This window comes from Pseudomonas sp. MF6394 (assembly GCF_002018845.1).
GTDB classification, from domain to species: Bacteria; Pseudomonadota; Gammaproteobacteria; order Pseudomonadales; family Pseudomonadaceae; genus Aquipseudomonas; species Aquipseudomonas lactis.
This window is the reverse complement of the sequence record NZ_MVOJ01000036.1, coordinates 41,659-61,117: the sequence shown is the minus strand read 5'-3', so window position 1 is coordinate 61,117 and position 19,459 is coordinate 41,659. Positions and strand designations below refer to the sequence as shown.

The window sequence follows — 19,459 nt, the reverse complement described above, 5'->3', positions numbered from 1 at the left end:
GCCTAAGGTAAATAGCCGGTAAAGGTGCTTTTCTAAACGCACCCCAGTGCTTATCTTTCAGCCTCCCGAAGAAGAAGCTCTCACCCCCAATGGTTGATCACTCCATGCAATCCTCCTCCCGCAACTCCCGCCGCTGGCTGTTTGGCCTGCTCGTGCTGCTGGTTATCGCCGGCCTGTGCTGGAAATTCTGGCCCAGTGGCGCGGCCCATAAAGATGCTCCGGCGGGGCACACGGGCAAGACCGGCATGGCGCGGCCGGGCTTCGGTGGTTCCACCGGGCCGGTACCGGTGCGTGTGGCACCGGCGGTGCTGGGGGAGTTCCCGGTGTACTACAAGGCCCTGGGGACGGTCACTGCGCTGAACACCATTAATGTGCGCAGCCGGGTGGGCGGTGAGCTGGTCAAGATCGCCTTCGAGGAAGGGCAGATGGTCAAGGCCGGCGACCTGCTGGCAGAAATCGACCCACGCAGCTACCAGAACGCTTTGCTCCAGGCCCAGGGCACCTTGCTGCAGAACCAGGCCCAGTTGAAGAACGCCCAGGTTGATGTACAGCGTTATCGCGATCTGTACGCCCAGGACAGTATCGCCAAGCAAACCCTGGACACCGCCGAAGCGCTGGTTTTGCAATACCAGGGCACGGTCAAGACCAACCAGGGCGCGGTGGACGACGCCAAGCTCAACCTGGAATTCACCAAGATCCGCGCGCCCATCAGTGGCCGCGTCGGTTTGCGCCAGCTTGACGTCGGCAACCTCGTCGCCGCCAACGACACCACCGCCCTGGCGGTGATCACCCAGACCCAGCCGATCAGCGTGGCCTTCACCCTGCCGGAAAATACCCTGGAAACCGTGTTGGCCCGTTACCACGCCGGCAACAAATTGCCCGTGGAAGCCTGGGACCGTAGCGACGTGAAAAAACAGGCGGTCGGCGTACTGCAAAGCCTGGACAACCAGATTGATGTGACTACCGGCACGCTGAAATTCAAGGCGCGTTTCGATAACAAGGACCAGGCGCTGTTCCCCAACCAGTTCGTCAATGTGCACCTGCTGGCCGACACCTTGAAGAACGTGGTGCTGGCACCCTCCGCGGCGATCCAGTTCGGCAACAATGGCACCTTTGTCTACAAGCTCGACGGTGACAAGAAGGTCAAGGTCCAGCCGCTGGTGGTGGGCGACACCGATGGCGAAAACACTGTGATCAAGGAAGGCCTGGCCGCTGGCGACCGCGTGGTACTGGAAGGTACTGACCGCCTCAAGGACGGCAGCGAGATCGAAGTGGTCAACGCCAGCAGCGAGGTGCCGACCACCCCGACCGAACACCTGCAAGGCAAGCCCGCAGCAAAAGGGGAGACCGGTGCTGACGCCGGCAAGGCGCAAAAGGTCGGTTCATGAACCTGTCGCGTCTGTTCATCCTTCGCCCGGTCGCCACCACGCTGAGCATGCTGGCCATTGTCCTGGCCGGCATCATCGCGTACCGCCTGCTGCCGGTGTCGGCGTTGCCACAGGTGGATTACCCGACCATCCGGGTGATGACCCTGTACCCCGGCGCCAGCCCCGATGTGATGACCAGCGCGGTCACCGCACCGCTGGAGCGCCAGTTCGGGCAAATGCCCGGGCTTACGCAGATGGCGTCCACCAGCTCCGGCGGTGCCTCGGTGCTGACCCTGCGTTTCAACCTCGACATCAATATGGATGTCGCCGAGCAACAGGTGCAGGCCGCGATCAACGCCGCCACCAACCTGCTGCCCAAGGATTTGCCGGCGCCGCCGGTGTACAACAAGGTCAACCCGGCAGATACCCCGGTGCTGACCCTGGCAATCACCTCCAAGACCATGTTGCTGCCCAAACTCAATGATTTGGTCGATACGCGCATGGCGCAGAAAATCGCGCAGATCAGCGGCGTCGGCATGGTCAGCATCGCCGGTGGCCAGCGCCAGGCCGTGCGCATCAAGGTCAACCCCGAGGCCCTGGCGGCCAATGGCTTGAACCTCTCGGACGTGCGCGCCCTGATCGCCGCCTCCAACGTCAACCAGCCCAAGGGTAACTTTGACGGCCCCACCCGCGTGTCGATGCTCGACGCCAACGACCAGTTGGTCTCGCCCGAGCAATATGCCGAACTGATCCTGGCCTACAACAATGGCGCGCCGCTGCGGCTCAAGGATGTGGCGCAGATCGTCGACGGCGCCGAAAACGAGCGCCTCGCCGCCTGGGCCAACGAGAACCAGGCTGTGCTGCTCAATATCCAGCGCCAGCCGGGTGCCAACGTGATCGAGGTGGTGGACCGCATCAAGGCCCTGCTGCCCAGCATCACCGACAACCTGCCGGCCGGCCTGGACGTGACGGTGCTCACCGACCGTACCCAGACCATCCGCGCCTCGGTCAAAGACGTACAGCACGAGCTTCTGATCGCCATTGCCCTGGTGGTAATGGTGACGTTCCTGTTCCTGCGCCGCGTCAGCGCCACGATCATTCCGTCCATCGCGGTGCCGCTGTCCCTGGTGGGCACCTTTGGCGTGATGTACCTGGCCGGATTCTCCATCAATAACCTGACGCTGATGGCCCTGACCATCGCCACCGGGTTTGTGGTGGACGACGCCATCGTGATGCTGGAGAACATCTCGCGCTATATCGAGGAAGGCGAGACGCCGATGGCGGCCGCGCTCAAGGGCGCCAAGCAGATTGGTTTCACCCTGATATCCCTGACCTTGTCGCTGATTGCGGTGTTGATCCCGCTGCTGTTCATGGCTGATGTGGTCGGGCGGCTGTTCCGTGAATTTGCTATCACCCTGGCCGTGGCGATCCTGATTTCCCTGGTGGTGTCCCTGACCCTCACGCCCATGATGTGCGCGCGTCTGCTCAAGCGCGAACCCAAGGAAGAAGAGCAGGGCCGCTTCTACAAGGCCAGCGGCGCCTGGATTGATTGGCTGATCGAAGCCTACGGCCGCAAGCTGCAATGGGTGCTCAAGCACCAGCCGCTGACGTTGCTGGTGGCGATCGCCACCCTGGGGCTCACGGTGGTGCTGTACCTGGTGGTGCCCAAGGGCTTTTTCCCGGTTCAGGACACCGGGGTGATCCAGGGCATTTCCGAGGCGCCGCAGTCGATTTCTTTTGCGGCCATGAGCCAGCGCCAACAGGAACTGGCGAAGATCATCCTCGCCGACCCTGCGGTCGAGAGCCTGTCGTCCTACATTGGTGTGGATGGCGATAACGCCACCCTCAACAGCGGCCGCTTGCTGATCAACCTCAAGGCCCACGGCCAGCGCGACTTGAGCGCAGCCCAGGTGATCACTCGCCTGCAACCGCAGATCGACAAGCTGGTGGGCATCCGCTTGTTCATGCAACCGGTGCAGGACCTCACTATCGAGGACCGGGTCAGCCGTACCCAGTATCAGTTCAGCATGTCCTCGCCGGACGCCGAACTGCTGGCGTTGTGGAGCGGCAAGCTGGTACATGCCCTCAGCCAGTTGCCGGAACTCACCGACGTGGCCAGTGACCTGCAGGACAAAGGCTTGCAGGTGTACCTGGTGATTGATCGCGATGCGGCCTCGCGCCTGGGCGTGAGCGTCTCGACCATCACCGATGCGCTGTATGACGCCTTCGGCCAGCGCCAGATCTCCACCATCTATACCCAGGCCAGCCAGTACCGGGTGGTGTTGCAGGCCCAGTCCGGCGAAACCCTCGGCCCGGCGGCCCTCAACCAGATCCATGTGAAGACCACCGACGGTGGCCAAGTACGCCTGTCGAGCCTGGCCCATGTGGAACAGCGCCAGGCACAGTTGGCAATTGCCCATATCGGTCAGTTCCCGGCGGTGATGATGTCGTTCAACCTGGCGCCCGGCGTGGCGCTGGGCAAAGGCGTGGAGCTGATCAACCAGACCCAGAAGGACATCGGCATGCCGGTGGGCGTGCAAACCCAGTTCCAGGGCGCGGCCCAGGCGTTTGAAGCCTCGTTGTCGAGCACTTTGCTGTTGATCCTGGCGGCGGTGGTCACCATGTACATCGTGCTCGGTGTGCTCTATGAGAGCTATATCCACCCGATCACCATCCTCTCGACCTTGCCATCGGCGGCAGTGGGGGCCTTGTTGGCGTTGCTGCTCAGCGGCAATGACCTGGGCATGATCGCGATCATCGGCATCATCCTGCTGATCGGTATCGTGAAAAAGAACGCGATCATGATGATCGACTTCGCCCTCGACGCCGAACGCAACCAGGGCCTGGACCCGCAGACGGCGATCTACCAGGCGGCGCTGCTGCGCTTCCGGCCGATCCTGATGACCACCCTGGCCGCCTTGTTCGGTGCCGTGCCGTTGATGCTCGCCAGCGGCTCCGGCGCCGAACTGCGCCAGCCCCTGGGCCTGGTGATGGTCGGTGGCTTGCTGGTGAGCCAGGTGTTGACGCTGTTCACCACGCCGGTGATCTACCTGTACTTCGATCGTCTTGGCCGGCGCTGGCGCAAAGAGCCGCAACGCCTGGAGCCGGTTGAGCCATGAACCTGTCCGGACCTTTCATCCGCCGGCCGGTAGCCACTATGCTGCTGAGCCTGGCGATCATGCTGCTCGGTGGCGTCAGCTTCAACTTGCTGCCGGTGTCGCCATTGCCGCAGATCGACTTCCCGGTGATCGTGGTGTCGGCCAGCTTGCCCGGTGCCAGCCCCGAGGTGATGGCGTCTACGGTGGCCACGCCGCTGGAGCGCTCATTCGGCGCGATTGCCGGTATCACCACCATGAGCAGTTCCTCCAGCCAGGGCTCTACCCGGGTGATTCTGGCGTTCGATTCCGACCGCGACATCAACGGCGCGGCCCGGGAAGTGCAGGCGGCCATCAACGCGTCGCGCAACCTGCTGCCCAGCGGCATGCGCAGCATGCCCACCTACAAGAAGATCAACCCGTCCCAGGCGCCGATCATGGTGCTGTCGCTGACCTCCGACGTGTTGCAGAAGGGCCAGTTGTACGACCTGGCCTCGACCATCCTGTCCCAGAGCCTGTCCCAGGTGCCGGGCGTGGGCGAAGTGCAGATCGGCGGCAGTTCGCTGCCGGCGGTGCGTATCGAACTGGAACCCAAGGCCCTCGATCAGTACGGCGTCGCCCTGGACGATGTGCGCAACACCATCGCCAACGCCAACCAGCGCCGGCCCAAAGGCTCCCTGGAAGACAGCGAGCGAAACTGGCAGATCCAGGCCAACGATCAGTTGGAGAAAGCCAAGGACTATGAACCCCTGCTGATTCGTTATCAGGATGGCGCGGCCCTGCGTCTCAAAGACGTGGCGAAGATCACCGATGGGGTGGAAGACCGCTACAACAGCGGCTTCTTCAACAATGATTCGGCGGTGTTGCTGGTGATCAACCGCCAGTCCGGTGCCAACATCATCGAAACCGTGCGGCAGATCAAGGCGCAGTTGCCGGCCTTGCAGGCGGTGTTGCCGTCCAGCGTCAAGCTCAGCCTGGCCATGGACCGTTCACCCGTGATCACCGCCACCCTGCATGAGGCGGAAATGACCCTGCTGATTGCCGTGGGGCTGGTGATCCTGGTGGTGTACCTGTTCCTGGGTAACTTCCGTGCTTCGCTGATCCCGACCCTGGCGGTGCCGGTGTCGCTGGTGGGCACCTTTGCGGTGATGTACCTGTACGGCTTTTCGTTGAACAATTTCTCGCTGATGGCGCTGATCCTCGCCACCGGGCTGGTGGTGGACGATGCCATCGTGGTGCTGGAGAACATTTCCCGGCACATCGACGAGGGCGTGCCACCGATGAAAGCCGCCTACCTGGGCGCCCAGGAGGTCGGCTTTACCTTGCTGTCGATGAACGTGTCGCTGGTGGCGGTGTTCTTGTCCATCCTGTTTATGGGCGGCATTGTCACCAACCTGTTCCGTGAATTTTCCATCACCTTGTCGGCGGCGATCATCGTCTCGCTGATTGTCTCGCTGACCCTGACGCCCATGCTCTGTGCCCGTTGGCTAAAGCCGCATGTGAAGGAGCGGCAGACCGGTTTGCAGCGCTGGAGCCAGAAGGTCAACGACCGCATGGTCGCCGGCTACGCCACCAGCCTGGATTGGGTGTTGCGCCATCGGCGCCTGACCTTGCTCAGCCTGTTGGTCACCGTGGGCGTGAATATCGCGCTGTACGTGGTGGTGCCCAAAACCTTCATGCCCCAGCAGGATACCGGCCAGTTGATCGGTTTTGTGCGCGGCGACGATGGCCTGTCGTTCAGCGTGATGCAGCCGAAGATGGAGATCTTTCGCCAGGCGGTGCTCAAGGACCCGGCGGTGCTCAGCGTGGCCGGCTTTATCGGTGGCAACCAAGGCACTAACAATGCGGTGATGCTGGTGCGCCTCAAGCCGCTTGGCGAACGCAACATCTCCGCCCAGGCAGTGATCGAGCGCCTACGCAAGGAGGTGCCGCTGGTGCCGGGCGGGCGCTTGTTCCTCATGGCCGACCAGGACCTGCAGTTCGGGGGCGGCCGCGACCAGACCAGCGCGCAATATTCCTACATCCTGCAAAGCGGCGACCTGGCCGCGTTGCGCCTGTGGTACCCGAAAGTGGTGGCGGCGATGCGTGAGTTGCCGGAGCTGACTGCCATCGACGCCCGCGAAGGCCGCGGCGCGGCCCAGGTGACGTTGATTGTCGACCGCGACCAGGCCAAGCGCCTGGGCATCGACATGGATATGGTCACGGCGGTGCTCAACAACGCCTACAGTCAGCGGCAGATTTCCACCATCTACGACAGCCTCAACCAGTACCAGGTGGTGATGGAGGTCAATCCCAAATACGCCCAGGACCCGATCACCCTCAACCAGATGCAGGTGATCACCGCCGACGGCGCACGGGTGCCGTTGTCGACCATTGCTCATTATGAAAACAGCCTGGCCGATGACCGCGTCAGCCATGAAGGCCAGTTCGCTTCGGAGAATATCGCCTTTGACATGGCGCCCGGCGTCACGGTGGAGCAGGGCACGGCGGCCATCGAGCGTGCGATTGCCAAGGTCGGGCTGCCCGAAGATGTGATCGCCAAGATGGCCGGCACCGCCGATGCGTTCGCCGCGACTCAGAAAGGCCAGCCGTTCATGATTCTCGGCGCGCTGGTGGCGGTGTACCTGGTGCTGGGTATTTTGTATGAAAGCTACATTCACCCGCTGACCATCCTGTCTACGCTGCCGTCGGCCGGTGTCGGTGCGTTGTTGGCGATCTACCTGCTAGGCGGCGAGTTCAGCCTGATTTCCTTGCTGGGTTTGTTCCTGTTGATCGGCGTGGTGAAGAAAAACGCGATCCTGATGATCGACCTCGCGCTGCAGTTGGAGCGCAACGACGGCATGAGCCCGCTGGAGTCGATCCGCAGCGCCTGCCTCTTGCGGCTGCGGCCGATCCTGATGACTACCCTGGCCGCGATCCTCGGTGCCTTGCCGTTGCTGCTCGGCAGCGGCGATGGCGCGGAAATGCGTCACCCGTTGGGCCTGACCATCATTGGCGGCCTGGTGTTCAGCCAGATCCTGACCCTTTACACCACCCCGGTGGTTTACCTTTACCTCGACCGCGCGCGCCACCGCTTCAATGCCTGGCGCGGCGTGCGTACCGATGCTGCCCTGGACACTGCGCTATGACCGACCCCACCAACGCCCCTGCAACCCCTGTAGGAGCGAGCTTGCTCGCGAAGAACGCCCATGCGCCGCGCTCATCCAGAATGAACGCGTTATCGTTGACGGCTTTCGCGAGCAAGCTCGCTCCTACAGTGGGACTGGCTATGTTGCTCAGCGCCTGCGCCATCGGCCCTGACTACAACCGCCCGGAGGTCATCGAGCCGGTGCAGTTCAAGGAGGCCCAGGGCTGGCGCCAGGCCAACCCCAGCGACTCCCTGGCCCGCGGCGCCTGGTGGGAGCTGTACGGTGACCGTCAACTCAACGACCTGGTGGTACGCCTCAACGCCTCCAACCAGACCGTCGCCCAGGCCGAAGCGCGTTTTCGTCAGGCAAAGGCATTGGTGCGCAGCTCACGCGGGGCGTTTTACCCCAGCGTTGACCTGAGCGTTGGCAAAACCCGCGCCAGCCAGGGCACCGGCAGCAGCAGTGCCAGCCTTAGCAGTTCCAGCAGCGGGATTCGCGACACCCTCAATGCCCAGTTGGGTGTGAGCTGGGAGGCGGATATCTGGGGCAAGTTACGCCGTGGCCTGGAGGCCAACGAAGCCAGTGCCGAGGCAAGCTCGGCCGACCTGGCCGCAATGCGCCTGAGCCAACAGTCGGAGTTGGTGCAAAGCTACCTGCAATTGCGGGTCATGGACGAACAGACGCGCCTGCTGCAAGCCACGTTGGACACCTACCAGCGTTCGTTGAAAATGACCGAAAACCAATACCGTGCCGGTGTGGCCGGCAAGGACGCCATCGCCCAGGCGCAAACCCAGCTCAAGACCACCCAGGCCAGCCTGATTGACCTGATCTGGCAGCGCGCCCAGCTGGAAAACGCCATTGCGGTGTTGATCGGCGAGGCGCCGGCTAACTTCAATCTGGCTGTGAGCAACGACATCCCGGCCCTGCCGCAGATACCGGTGAGCCTGCCGTCCCAATTGCTGGAGCGCCGCCCCGATATCGCCTCGGCCGAGCGCTCGGTCATCGCCGCCAACGCCAATATCGGCGTGGCCAAGGCGGCTTATTATCCGGACCTCAGCCTGAGCCTGCAGGGCGGCTATTCCAGCAGTACGTACGAGGACTGGATCAGCCTGCCGAACCGTTTCTGGTCAGTGGGGCCGAAACTGGCGATGACCTTGTTCGATGGCGGCCAGCGTTCGGCGGAAGTCGACCGCAGCGTGGCCAGCTACGACGAGACCGTGGCCAAGTACCGCCAGACCGTGCTGGACGGTTTCCGTGAGGTGGAAAACTACATGGTGCAGCTCAAGGTGCTCGCCGACGAGGCGGTGGTCAGCAATGAAGCGCTGGAAGCCGCGCGTGAATCGTTGCGCTTGACCGAAAACCAGTACAAGGCCGGGTTGATTGCCTACCTGGACGTGGTCACGGTGCAGGCAACGGCCCTGAGTAACGAGCGTACGGTGTTGACCTTGCTGCAATCGCGCCTGGTGGCCAGTGTGCAGTTGATCGCCGCGTTGGGCGGAGGCTGGGACGGCCAGACGTCCCTGGCTGAAAAGGAGTGACCGGTGCGCCGCGCATCCTGTGGGAGCAAGACCCAACGTGTGGGCTTGCCCCAATGTCAGCCAGTTAAGCACCGTTCCCTGTGGGAGCTGGCTTGCCTGCGAAAGCGTTAGTGCAGTAGCAGATGGGGTGACTGACACACCGCCTTCGCGGGCAAGCCCGCTCCCACAGGGGACTTGCGCAAGCCCCGCATTTTGATGTTGAAAACACCCTGATGAAGCCAGCCGATTGACGCCAGAAACGGCGTCATGGCCAACGGGTTAATTAATCACCTACCCGAGATTCATACTCGCTACAATCGCCCATTTGCCACCCGGCACGGGCTTTTGCGCCGGTCGCCTGCGAGACGTGCCATGCTGATCGGTAGCTATTCAACCTCCCTTGTCGTGATTTCCCTGTGCGTGGCCATCCTGGCGTCCTACACCGCGTTGGACCTGGCCGGGCGTATCGCGACGGCCAAGGGGCGGGCTGTTTACCTGTGGATCACGGGTGGCGCAGTGGCGATGGGGGTCGGCATCTGGTCCATGCACTTTATCGGGATGTTGGCCCTGCGCCTGCCGTTTGCCTTGGGCTTTGACGTGGCCATTACCCTGTTCTCGCTGTTGATCGCCGTGCTATCCAGCGGGTTTGCGTTATGGCTGGTCAGCCAGCCACGCTTACCGGCCTGGCAACTGGCATTGGGCGCGCTGGTGATGGGCGCCGGTATCGCCAGCATGCATTACACCGGCATGGCCGCGATGCGTATGACGCCGGGGATTGATTACGACCCGACCTTGTTCGGCGCTTCGTTGATGATCGCGGTGGTGGCTTCCGGCGCCGCGCTGTGGATTGCCTTCAACCTGCGGCGCAACACACCTTATGTACGGCTGGCACGGGGTGGCGCCGCCGTGGTGATGGGCGTGGCTATCGTGGGGATGCACTACACCGGGATGGCTGCGGCACGCTTTGCCGATGGCAGCTTCTGCGGCGCCGCATTGACCGGCCTGAGCGGCAAGGGCCTGGATAACCTGGTCTTGGTCACTTCGCTGGCGGTGCTGGTCATTGCGCTGTTGACCTCGGTGCTGGATGCGCGCCTGGAAGCGCGCACCGCCGTGCTCACCGATTCCCTGACCCTGGCCAACCAGGAACTCACCCACCTGGCCCTGCATGACATGCTCACCGGCCTGCCTAACCGCACGTTGCTGGCTGATCGCATTCAACAAGGCATCCAGGCGGTAAACGAGCGGGGCGGTTGCTTTGCCTTGATGTTTATCGACCTGGATGGTTTCAAGCCAGTCAACGATGCCTTTGGCCATCACCTGGGCGACCAGTTGTTGCGCGACGTCGGCTTGCGCTTGCGCGAGGATTTGCGCAGCCAGGACACCCTGGCCCGCATCGGCGGTGATGAGTTCGTGTTGCTGGTGCAGCTCACCCAGCCCGACGATGCCATGGGCTTGGCCGAGCGCCAGGTGAGCCTGATCAACCGCCCGTTCACGGTGGCCGACCATGAGCTGCAAATCTCGGCCAGCATCGGTATCGCCATGTTCCCGGGCAACGGTAATAACCCCCAGGAACTGCTGATGAACGCCGACGCGGCGATGTATCACGCCAAGGGCATGGGCAAGAACGGCTATAGCTTCTTCGATGTGTCGATGAACACCAACGCGCGCAAACAGCTGCAATTGCTGCAAGACCTGCGCAATGCCCTGGAGCAGGGGCAGTTTCGTTTGCATTACCAACCCAAGTTCGACGCCGTCAGCGGTGTTGCCGTGGGGGCCGAGGCGCTGTTGCGCTGGGAGCATCCGCAACAGGGCTTGCTGATGCCCGCTACGTTTATTGCACTGGCGGAGAAAACCGGGCTGATCATTCCCATCGGTGAGTGGGTACTCGATGAAGCCTGCCGCCAGATGCGCCTGTGGTACGCCCAGGGCTATGAGAGCTGGCGCATCGCCGTCAACCTGTCGGCGCTGCAGTTCTGCCATGCCGGGCTGGTCAACAGCGTAGCGGCGGCGCTGGAGCGTCACCACTTGCCGGCCAACAGCCTCACGCTGGAAATCACCGAGACCACCGCCATGAGCGATGCCGATGCGAGCATGACGGTGTTGCAGCAGCTCTCGGACATGGGCGTGGACCTGTCCATCGATGACTTCGGCACCGGTTACTCCAGCCTGATGTACCTCAAGCGCCTGCCGGCCAACGAGTTGAAGATCGACCGCGGTTTTGTGCGTGACCTGGAACACGACAGCGACGACGCGGCCATCGTCTCGGCCATCGTGGCCCTCGGCCAGGCCCTGGGCCTGCGGATTGTCGCTGAAGGCGTGGAGACCGATATGCAGCAGGACTTCCTCACCCGCCTGGGATGTGACGCCTTGCAAGGTTTCTTGTTGGGGCACCCGTTGCCAGCCGACAGCTTTATGGCCAATATCCGTCGCACCGAAGAGCCGGTAGCGCCTGACAAAAGCATTAAGTGAAAGGTATTCTTGGATCCAACCCTAAACATCCGGTTGAATCAGGAGGCCGCAGCCATGGACAAAGTCGTCATCATCACGGGGGGCGGCCGTGGCATTGGCGCCCAGACAGCATTGCTCGCGGCTCGCCAGGGCTATCGCATCTGCATCAACTACCAGGCGGATGAAGACGCGGCCCACCGTGTACTTGAACAGGTGCGTGCGTTGGGGGCCCAGGCGATTGCCGTGCGGGCCGATGTCAGCATCGAGGATGAAGTGATCGGCCTGTTCAATCGTGTTGATGCGGAGTTGGGGCGGGTCACTGCGCTGGTCAACAACGCTGGCACCGTGGGGCACAAGTCACGGGTTGATGAGATGTCCGAGTTTCGTATCCTCAAAATCCTCAAGACCAATGTGTTGGGCCCGATTCTGTGTGCCAAGCACGCGGTGCTGCGCATGTCGCCACGGCATGGCGGGCAGGGCGGCAGTATCGTCAACGTGTCGTCGGTGGCGGCGCGGCTGGGCTCGCCGGGCGAGTATGTCGACTACGCCGCCTCCAAGGGCGCGCTGGATACCTTCACTATCGGCTTATCGAAAGAGGTCGCAGGTGAGGGTATCCGTGTCAACGCGGTACGCCCTGGCTATATCTTTACCGACTTCCATGCCCTGAGCGGCGACCCGGACCGGGTCAGCAAGCTGGAGTCCGGAATCCCGATGGCGCGGGGCGGGCGCCCGGATGAAGTGGCGGAGGCGATTATCTGGTTACTGTCGGACAAGGCGTCGTATTCCACCGGAACGTTCATTGACCTGGGCGGCGGCCGTTAAGGCGTTGGCCGATCAGGTCCGCAGCGTGCGCAGCACCTCGTAGCCGTACCAGGAGAACTGCCGGAGCAGGTCGGCTTCGGAGTGCTTCACCACGCCATAGCCGCAGTTGGAAAAACCCTCGATATGGCCATTGCGGCTATCGCTGCCAGTGAGGGTTCGATCATCGACGTTATCGAGAAAACGCAACACTTTATCCAGATCGTAGGCCGCATCAGCTCTGGCCTGCGGGTCTGGATTGGCTTGCGTCCAGTCGCCGACCTGTCGCTTGAGGTCATCGACGACCTGATAGAAATCGCAGCCCTTGAGGAAGTTTTTCGTCACGCTACTGTGCTCGATGATCGCCTCTGCCGAGCGATGATCACCGGCAGGGCGCCCGCTCGGACCTTTCATCTGACGCATCTGCTGTTGTTCCGCCCAGCGCATGTAGTGGTGAGGGACGGGAAAAGGCTTCAGGTTAAGGGGGGCACTTGCTGGCAGTGGGCAGTTTTTCCAGGTAATCACGCAGGTCTCTTTATTCGGTCTGTGGAGGCCTCTGAGTCGTTAAGACGCGACGGTAGGTTCCATTCAGAACGAGCGCACAATCCGCCCTAATGTCTCCATGGCCTTCTCCGAGGCTTCGCTCCACGGGCTGCCATAGTTCAAGCGTATGCAGTTTCTGAAGCGCTGGGTCGCGGAAAAGATTGGCCCCGGCGCAATGCTGATGCCCTGGGCCAGGGCCATCTGGAACAATTTCAGCGAGTCGGTCTGCTCCGGCAATTCCAACCACAAAAAATAGCCTCCGGCAGGTTGGCTGACCCGCGTCTGTGCCGGGAAGTAGCGGGCGATGGCCGCCAGCATGGCGCTTTGCTGTTCTTCCAGGGCGTAGCGCAGTTTGCGCAGGTGCCGGTCATAGCCGCCGTGTTGCAGGTAATCGGCAATCGCCGCCTGGGCCGGCATCGACGGGCACAGTGAGGTCATCAATTTCAGCCGCTCCACCTTCTGTGCGAAGCGCCCGGCGGCGACCCAGCCCACCCGGTAACCGGGCGCCAGGCTCTTGGCAAAGGAGCCACAGTGCATTACCAACCCTTCGGTATCGAAGGCCTTGGCCGGTTTCGGCGCTTGTTGCCCGTAATACAGCTCGGCGTAGACGTCATCTTCGATCAACGGCACTTGATGGCTGCGCAGCAGTTCCACCAGCGCCTGTTTTTTCTCCTCAGGCAGCGTGGCGCCCATGGGGTTCTGGAAGCTGGTCATGGTCCAGCAGGCCTTGATCGGATAGCGCTCAAGGCTTTGGGCCAAGGCGCTCAGGTCGATACCGTCACGCGGATGCACCGGAATCTCCACGGCCTTGAGCTTCAAGCGTTCAAGCACTTGCAAGCAGGCGTAGAACGCCGGCGCTTCGATGGCGACCAGGTCGCCCGGTTCGGTCACGGCCTGCAGGCACAGGTTGAGCGCTTCGAGGGCGCCGTTGGTGATCAGCAGCTCCTCCATCGGCAGCATCAGGCCGCCGACCATATAGCGCAGGGCAATCTGGCGGCGCAGTTGCGGGTTGCCTGGCGACATGTCGGTGACCACCAGGCGTGGGTCCATTTCGCGGCTGGCACTGGCCAGTGAGCGGGCCAGGCGTGGCAGCGGGAACAGCATGGGGCTGGGGAAGGCCGAACCGAAGGGTACGGTGTTGGGGTCTTTGATCGAGTCCAGTACCGAGAACACCAGCTCGCTCACGCCCACATCGGTGGACTCATGCACCTGCTCACTCACCACCGGTTCGGAAAACGGGCTGGGCGCATGGGTGTTGACGAAGTAGCCAGAGCGGGGGCGTGCGCGAATCAGGCCACGACGCTCCAGCAAGTAATAGGCCTGGAACACGGTGGACGGGCTGACGCCGTAGGCCTGGCTGGCATAGCGCACCGATGGCACGCGCTGGCCGGGGCCGAGGACGCCGGAGCGGATCAGTTCTGCGATGTCGTCGGCGAATTTTTCGTAGCGTTTCATGGCGGCCTAATTTGCTTTTTGAATGTGTACGCAGGGCGAACTGTGGGAGCTGGCTTGCCTGCGAAGGCGGTGTGTCAGTCACTGCATCTGTTACTGCACTACCGCTTTCGCAGGCAAGCCAGCTCCCACATTTGATCGTTATTGTTGATGAAATATCAGCGATTCAAGGGCGCAACGAAGCGGCTGTCGGCAGCGGTATAAATCCACGGCTCATCCACATCCGTCACTTTAAAACGGATAGTTTGAGAACTGCTGGCGGGTGTGTCCGCCAGCAACGCCACCGACACCGGTACATCGACAATTTCCCCGGGCGCCAGGCTGACCTGGGTCTTGCCTTGCAACTGGAAGCCCTCGGCATCCACCAGTTCCAGGCGGTAGTCCTGGCGCTGCTGGGTCTTGTTGATCACCTTGAGGCTGTAGATGTTCTCGATCAAGCCCTGGCTGTTTTCGCGGAACATACCACGGTCCTTGGTGACATCCAGCGACACCATCGGCCGTTCAATCAGGGCCACCACCAACGCCGCGATCATCACCAGCAGCACGGCACTGTAGCCGATCAGGCGTGGCCGCAGCAGGTGAGTCTTGCCCCCCTGCAATTGATGCTCACTGGTGTAACTGACCAAGCCACGGGCATAGCCCATTTTGTCCATGATCGAATCACAGGCGTCGATGCAGGCCGCGCAGCCGATGCATTCCATTTGCAGGCCGTCGCGGATGTCGATGCCGGTGGGGCATACCTGCACGCACAGTTGGCAGTCGATGCAATCGCCCAGGCCAACTTCGGCTGGCTGCACGTCACGCTTACGCGGGCCACGCTGCTCGCCACGGGCGGCGTCGTAGGAAATGGTCAGGGTGTCTTTATCAAACATCACGCTCTGGAACCGTGCATAGGGGCACATGTGCATGCACACCGCTTCGCGCAGCCAACCGGCATTGAGGTAGGTGGCGCCCGTGAAAAACAACACCCAGAACAGGCTCACACCGCCCATCTGCCACGTCAGCAATTCGGCGGCCAAGGGGCGGATGGGGGTGAAATAGCCCACAAACGTCAGCCCGGTCAACACACTGATACCCAGCCACATCGTGTGTTTGGCCGAGCGCCGTGCCAGCTTGTTCAGGCTCCAGGGCGCGGCTTGCAGCTTGATGCGTTGGTTGCGTTCACCCTCGGTGACCTTTTCACACCACATGAACAGCCAGGTGAACGAGCTTTGCGGGCAGGTGTAGCCGCACCAGACGCGGCCGGCGAACACCGTGATTGCAAAGAGGCCGAAGGCGCAGATGATCAGCAGCGCCGAGAGCAGGATGAAGTCCTGAGGCCAGAACGTCGCACCAAAGATATGAAATTTGCTCTCGGCCAGGTCCCACAGTACGGCTTGGCGCCCACCCCAGTTCAGCCACACGGTGCCGAAAAAAGCCAGGAACAGCAGGCCGGCACCGCCCACGCGCAAGGTGCGAAACAGCCCGGTAAAACTGCGGGTATGGATCAGGTTGTCGCTGGATTTGGCCTTCACCTTCTTTGGGTGAATGGGCTCAAAGGTTTCCACGGTTGGGATTCGTTCGCTCATGGTCGTTCGCTCATCAGCCTCCATCAGGCCGATGAACTATGGGCGACGGGCTGTTTACATAACAGACTCAGGTGGAGCGATAAAAACCGGATCAGATAGGCCTGGCGCGTTCTTGTGCGTCAATGTGCTGCACCCCCAGGGCATAGGGGTGCAGGGATTCATTGGATTCGATGATGCAGATCAATCAAATCACCGAACCAGGCTCTTGCGCCTTCACATGGTTACGGCCATCCGTGGCCCCTTCAACCGTCAGCGCGTCGGCTTCCGCTTCAGTGATATAGATCCGCTCGCCCGCCAGGTCCACATAGGACATGGCTTTGTCATTGTCGGTAAGGATCTTCACGCGGGTGGCTGGCAGGCTTTGCTCCTGGCCGTCCACGCCGAGCTTGAAGTAGCACAAATGGTTGTCGATGCGCAGGGTCATGGCGATCTCCTTTCTATGGGCTATATAGCCTTAGGCGGCACCTATGGAGGCAGGTTCCAGGCAACTGACTGGCGGTCTGCGCTGTCCACCCTTTATCTACCCATAATAAAAAGGAGTGTATCCATGGACGCCTGGTGGCATGTGGTATGGCAAACCCTGCAAGCCGAATTCGCGGACATCGGCGATGCCAGGCAACTCACCCAAGTGACCGTGCGCCTGCTGATCGCTGCGATCCTCGGCGGCATCCTGGGGTTTGAACGTGAGCACAAGGGCAAGGCGGCCGGGGTGCGCACCCATATGCTGGTGGCACTGGGCGCCGCGCTGTTCGTGCTGGTGCCGCAAATGTCCGGCAACCAGGCAGATGCCATGAGCCGTGTGGTTCAGGGGGTGATTGCGGGCATTGGCTTCCTCGGTGCCGGCACCATCCTCAAGGGCAAGGAAGACGAGGAGGGCCAGCATGTGAAGGGTCTGACCACGGCAGCCGGGTTGTGGATGACCGCCGCCATTGGCGTGGCGGCGGGCATGGGCCGTGAATCGACCGCGGTACTCAGTACCCTGCTGGCCCTGGCGGTGTTCAGCATCATGCCCAGAATCGTCAAAATGTTGGAAAAATGATGCCGCATCATGGATCACTGGATGCTTGGCGAATGCCAGGCTTGGATCCCTATTACCGGCGGCATAGTGGTCGGCGGCTCCTCCACGGGCGGTGGGTCGTTTTCTGGCGGTTCTTTCTCCGGAACGGGCGCCGGTTCGCCGGGCGGCAGAGGCGGGTTGTCGATATTCGGATCTTCAGGTTCAGGGGGGATCGGGATATTCATCGGTGTGGCCTCCTTTGTGCTTTGCTCTAGCGGTGGACCGCGGCCTGGGGCAATTGATTCCCTGCCCAGTGGCGGGATATCCACCTGAACTTTTGCTGCGCGCCCAGGCTCGGACCTTAAACGGCCACGCTCGGGGAGAGCGCCGCCGCCTTTGAATTCGGATCAAGCCAAGAGCGTCCACAGGGCGTAAGGGGAAGATGCTCGATGACTGCTGAAACACTGGTTCCAGAAGACTCCGTGCTGCCGCTGTCCCAGGCGCTGCTGTTACCCAGGATCGCGATCGAAAGCACCATGCCGGTCATCGACAACGGTGAGTTTGCCGTCAAGGCGGTGGTGGGCCAGCGGGTCCATGTGACCAGCAAAGTGTTTGCCGATGGCCACGATAAACTGGCGGTGTTGATCCGCTGGCGCGCCCTGGGAGATGAAAGCTGGCACAGCGTGGTCATGCTGGATATCGGCAACAATGGTTGGGAGGGCGCGTTTACCGTCGCCCGCCAAGGCCGCCATGAGTATTGCATCGAAGCCTGGATCGACACCTTTGCCAGCTTCTGTTACGAACTGCGCAAGAAGCATGAAGCTGGCGTGCCAGTCAGCCTGGAGTTGCAGGAGGGCCGCAGCCTGGTGTTGCAGGCCGCCGAACGCAGTGACAACGAACTGCGCGACCGCTTGATGTTGTTGCACCATGAGCTCTCCGGCCTGCTGGAAACCGAGCAGGTGGCGTTGTTCCTGCACGAAGACAGTGCACACCTGATGACCCAGGCCGACCATCGTGCCTATTTGAGCGTCAGCCCCGCGTACCCGATTGACGTGGAGCGTGAGGCCGCACAATTTGCCAGCTGGTACGAGCTGTTTCCGCGCTCGATCACCGACGATCCGGCGCGGCACGGCACGTTTAACGACGTGCACGCGCGCTTGCCGATGATCCATGACATGGGTTTTGACGTGCTGTACTTTCCGCCGATTCACCCCATCGGCCGCAGTCATCGCAAGGGCAAGAACAATTCACTCACCGCCGGCCCCGATGATCCTGGCAGCCCCTATGCCATCGGGAGTGAGGAGGGCGGTCACGAGGCGATCCACCCGCAGTTGGGCACGCGCGATGATTTTCGTCGGTTGGTCCAGGCCGCTGCCGACCACGGCCTGGAAATCGCCTTGGACTTCGCGATCCAGTGCTCCCAGGATCACCCCTGGCTCAAGCAGCATCCGGGTTGGTTCAACTGGCGCCCGGACGGCACGATCAAGTACGCGGAAAACCCACCGAAAAAATACCAGGACATCGTCAACGTCGATTTCTACGCGGCCGATGCCATCCCGAGCCTGTGGACCGAACTGCGCGATATCGTGGTGGGCTGGGTGCAAGAGGGCGTGAAGACCTTTCGCGTCGACAACCCGCACACCAAGCCCCTGCCGTTCTGGCAATGGCTGATCAGCGACGTGCGCGCCAAGTACCCGGAGGTGATCTTCCTCGCCGAAGCCTTCACCACCCCGGCGATGATGGCGCGCCTGGGCAAGGTCGGCTATTCCCAGAGCTACACCTACTTCACCTGGCGTAACACCAAGGCTGAGCTGAGCGAGTACCTCACCCAACTGAACCAGTCGCCCTGGCGTGAGTGCTACCGCCCGAACTTCTTCGTCAATACGCCAGATATCAACCCCGGTTTCCTGCATGAATCCGGCCGCGCAGGCTTCCTGATCCGTGCCGCGCTGGCCACCATGGGCTCGGGCTTGTGGGGGATGTATTCAGGCTTTGAGTTGTGCGAAGCCGCGCCGGTGCCGGGCAAAGAGGAATACCTGGACTCGGAGAAGTACGAGATACGCCCCCGCGACTTCACCGCGCCCGGCAACATCATCGCCGAGATCGCCCAGCTCAACCGCATCCGCCGCCAGAACCCGGCGTTGCACACGCACCTGGGGCTCAAGCTCTACAACGCCTGGAACGACAACATCCTGTATTTCGGCAAGCGCAGCGAAGACGGCAGCAATTTCATTCTGGTCGCCGTCAACCTCGATCCGCACAACGCCCAAGAAGCCCACTTCGAATTGCCACTGTGGGAGATGGGCTTGCCCGACGATGCCCAGACCCAGGGCGAAGACTTGATGAACGGCCACCGCTGGACCTGGTACGGCAAGACCCAATGGACCCGGCTGGAACCGCAGATGCCGTTCGGCATCTGGCGCATCAGCACACCCTGAGTCTGATGAGGATCGAAATGGTGGGAGCGGGCTTGCTCGCGAAAGCGGTGGATCAATGCATAGATTCATTGGCTGACACAACGCTTTCGCGAGCAAGCCCGCTCCCAC

At 61.9% G+C, this 19,459-nt stretch carries 13 protein-coding genes; 8 read left to right on the top strand and 5 right to left on the bottom strand.

Features of this window, described 5'->3' with window-relative positions; all coding sequences use genetic code 11:
• Positions 1–89: 89 nt before the first annotated feature.
• The 6 genes from MF6394_RS27675 (at position 90) to MF6394_RS27650 (ending at position 12,377) form a co-directional block, all read left to right on the top strand.
• Positions 90–1,388, top strand: a complete 1,299-nt coding sequence (locus MF6394_RS27675) for an MdtA/MuxA family multidrug efflux RND transporter periplasmic adaptor subunit (RefSeq protein ID WP_032892045.1) — start codon at positions 90–92, stop codon at positions 1,386–1,388.
• Complete coding sequence (locus MF6394_RS27670) at positions 1,385–4,486, top strand: MdtB/MuxB family multidrug efflux RND transporter permease subunit (RefSeq protein ID WP_047710745.1); 3,102 nt, start codon at positions 1,385–1,387, stop codon at positions 4,484–4,486. The genes MF6394_RS27675 and MF6394_RS27670 overlap by 4 nt, the downstream gene beginning before the upstream one ends.
• The gene (locus tag MF6394_RS27665; RefSeq protein ID WP_078467956.1) at positions 4,483–7,590 is read left to right on the top strand and encodes an efflux RND transporter permease subunit; all 3,108 of its coding nucleotides are present in this window, start codon (positions 4,483–4,485) and stop codon (positions 7,588–7,590) included. Before MF6394_RS27670 ends, MF6394_RS27665 begins: the two co-directional genes overlap by 4 nt.
• A complete protein-coding gene (locus MF6394_RS27660; RefSeq protein ID WP_078467955.1) occupies positions 7,587–9,128 on the top strand; it encodes an efflux transporter outer membrane subunit in 1,542 nt (513 codons plus the stop codon). Before MF6394_RS27665 ends, MF6394_RS27660 begins: the two co-directional genes overlap by 4 nt.
• A 351-nt stretch (positions 9,129–9,479) precedes the next feature.
• Positions 9,480–11,576, top strand: coding sequence for a putative bifunctional diguanylate cyclase/phosphodiesterase (locus MF6394_RS27655; protein WP_047710747.1), 2,097 nt, complete (start codon positions 9,480–9,482; stop codon positions 11,574–11,576).
• Between the two features lie 54 nt (positions 11,577–11,630).
• Positions 11,631–12,377: an SDR family oxidoreductase gene (locus tag MF6394_RS27650; protein ID WP_078467954.1), complete on the top strand. Its 747-nt coding sequence runs from the start codon at positions 11,631–11,633 to the stop codon at positions 12,375–12,377.
• Between the two features lie 12 nt (positions 12,378–12,389).
• Here MF6394_RS27650 and MF6394_RS27645 read toward each other — a convergent pair whose 3' ends face one another.
• The 4 genes from MF6394_RS27645 to MF6394_RS27630 all read right to left on the bottom strand — a co-directional run bounded on the left by MF6394_RS27645 (position 12,390) and on the right by MF6394_RS27630 (position 16,340).
• Entirely contained in the window at positions 12,390–12,878 is a 489-nt protein-coding gene (locus MF6394_RS27645; protein WP_238597319.1) for a hypothetical protein, read from the bottom strand.
• Between the two features lie 63 nt (positions 12,879–12,941).
• Positions 12,942–14,351, bottom strand: coding sequence for a GntR family transcriptional regulator MpaR (mapR, locus tag MF6394_RS27640; RefSeq protein ID WP_069557199.1), 1,410 nt, complete (start codon positions 14,349–14,351; stop codon positions 12,942–12,944).
• Between the two features lie 155 nt (positions 14,352–14,506).
• Positions 14,507–15,916: a cytochrome c oxidase accessory protein CcoG gene (gene ccoG, locus MF6394_RS27635; protein WP_044273525.1), complete on the bottom strand. Its 1,410-nt coding sequence runs from the start codon at positions 15,914–15,916 to the stop codon at positions 14,507–14,509.
• 184 nt (positions 15,917–16,100) lie between these two features.
• Positions 16,101–16,340: a DUF3203 family protein gene (locus MF6394_RS27630; RefSeq protein WP_044273526.1), complete on the bottom strand. Its 240-nt coding sequence runs from the start codon at positions 16,338–16,340 to the stop codon at positions 16,101–16,103.
• Between the two features lie 123 nt (positions 16,341–16,463).
• Here MF6394_RS27630 and MF6394_RS27625 point away from each other — a divergent pair, with 123 nt between their 5' ends.
• The gene (locus MF6394_RS27625; protein ID WP_044273527.1) at positions 16,464–16,955 is read left to right on the top strand and encodes an MgtC/SapB family protein; all 492 of its coding nucleotides are present in this window, start codon (positions 16,464–16,466) and stop codon (positions 16,953–16,955) included.
• A gap of 14 nt (positions 16,956–16,969) precedes the next feature.
• Here MF6394_RS27625 and MF6394_RS27620 read toward each other — a convergent pair whose 3' ends face one another.
• The gene (locus tag MF6394_RS27620; protein WP_032892035.1) at positions 16,970–17,158 is read right to left on the bottom strand and encodes a hypothetical protein; all 189 of its coding nucleotides are present in this window, start codon (positions 17,156–17,158) and stop codon (positions 16,970–16,972) included.
• Between the two features lie 204 nt (positions 17,159–17,362).
• Between MF6394_RS27620 and MF6394_RS27615 the strand changes: the two genes are divergently transcribed.
• Positions 17,363–19,351 (top strand): alpha-1,4-glucan--maltose-1-phosphate maltosyltransferase, encoded by a 1,989-nt coding sequence (locus tag MF6394_RS27615; RefSeq protein WP_044273528.1) that lies wholly within the window; start codon positions 17,363–17,365, stop codon positions 19,349–19,351.
• Positions 19,352–19,459: the final 108 nt, after the last annotated feature.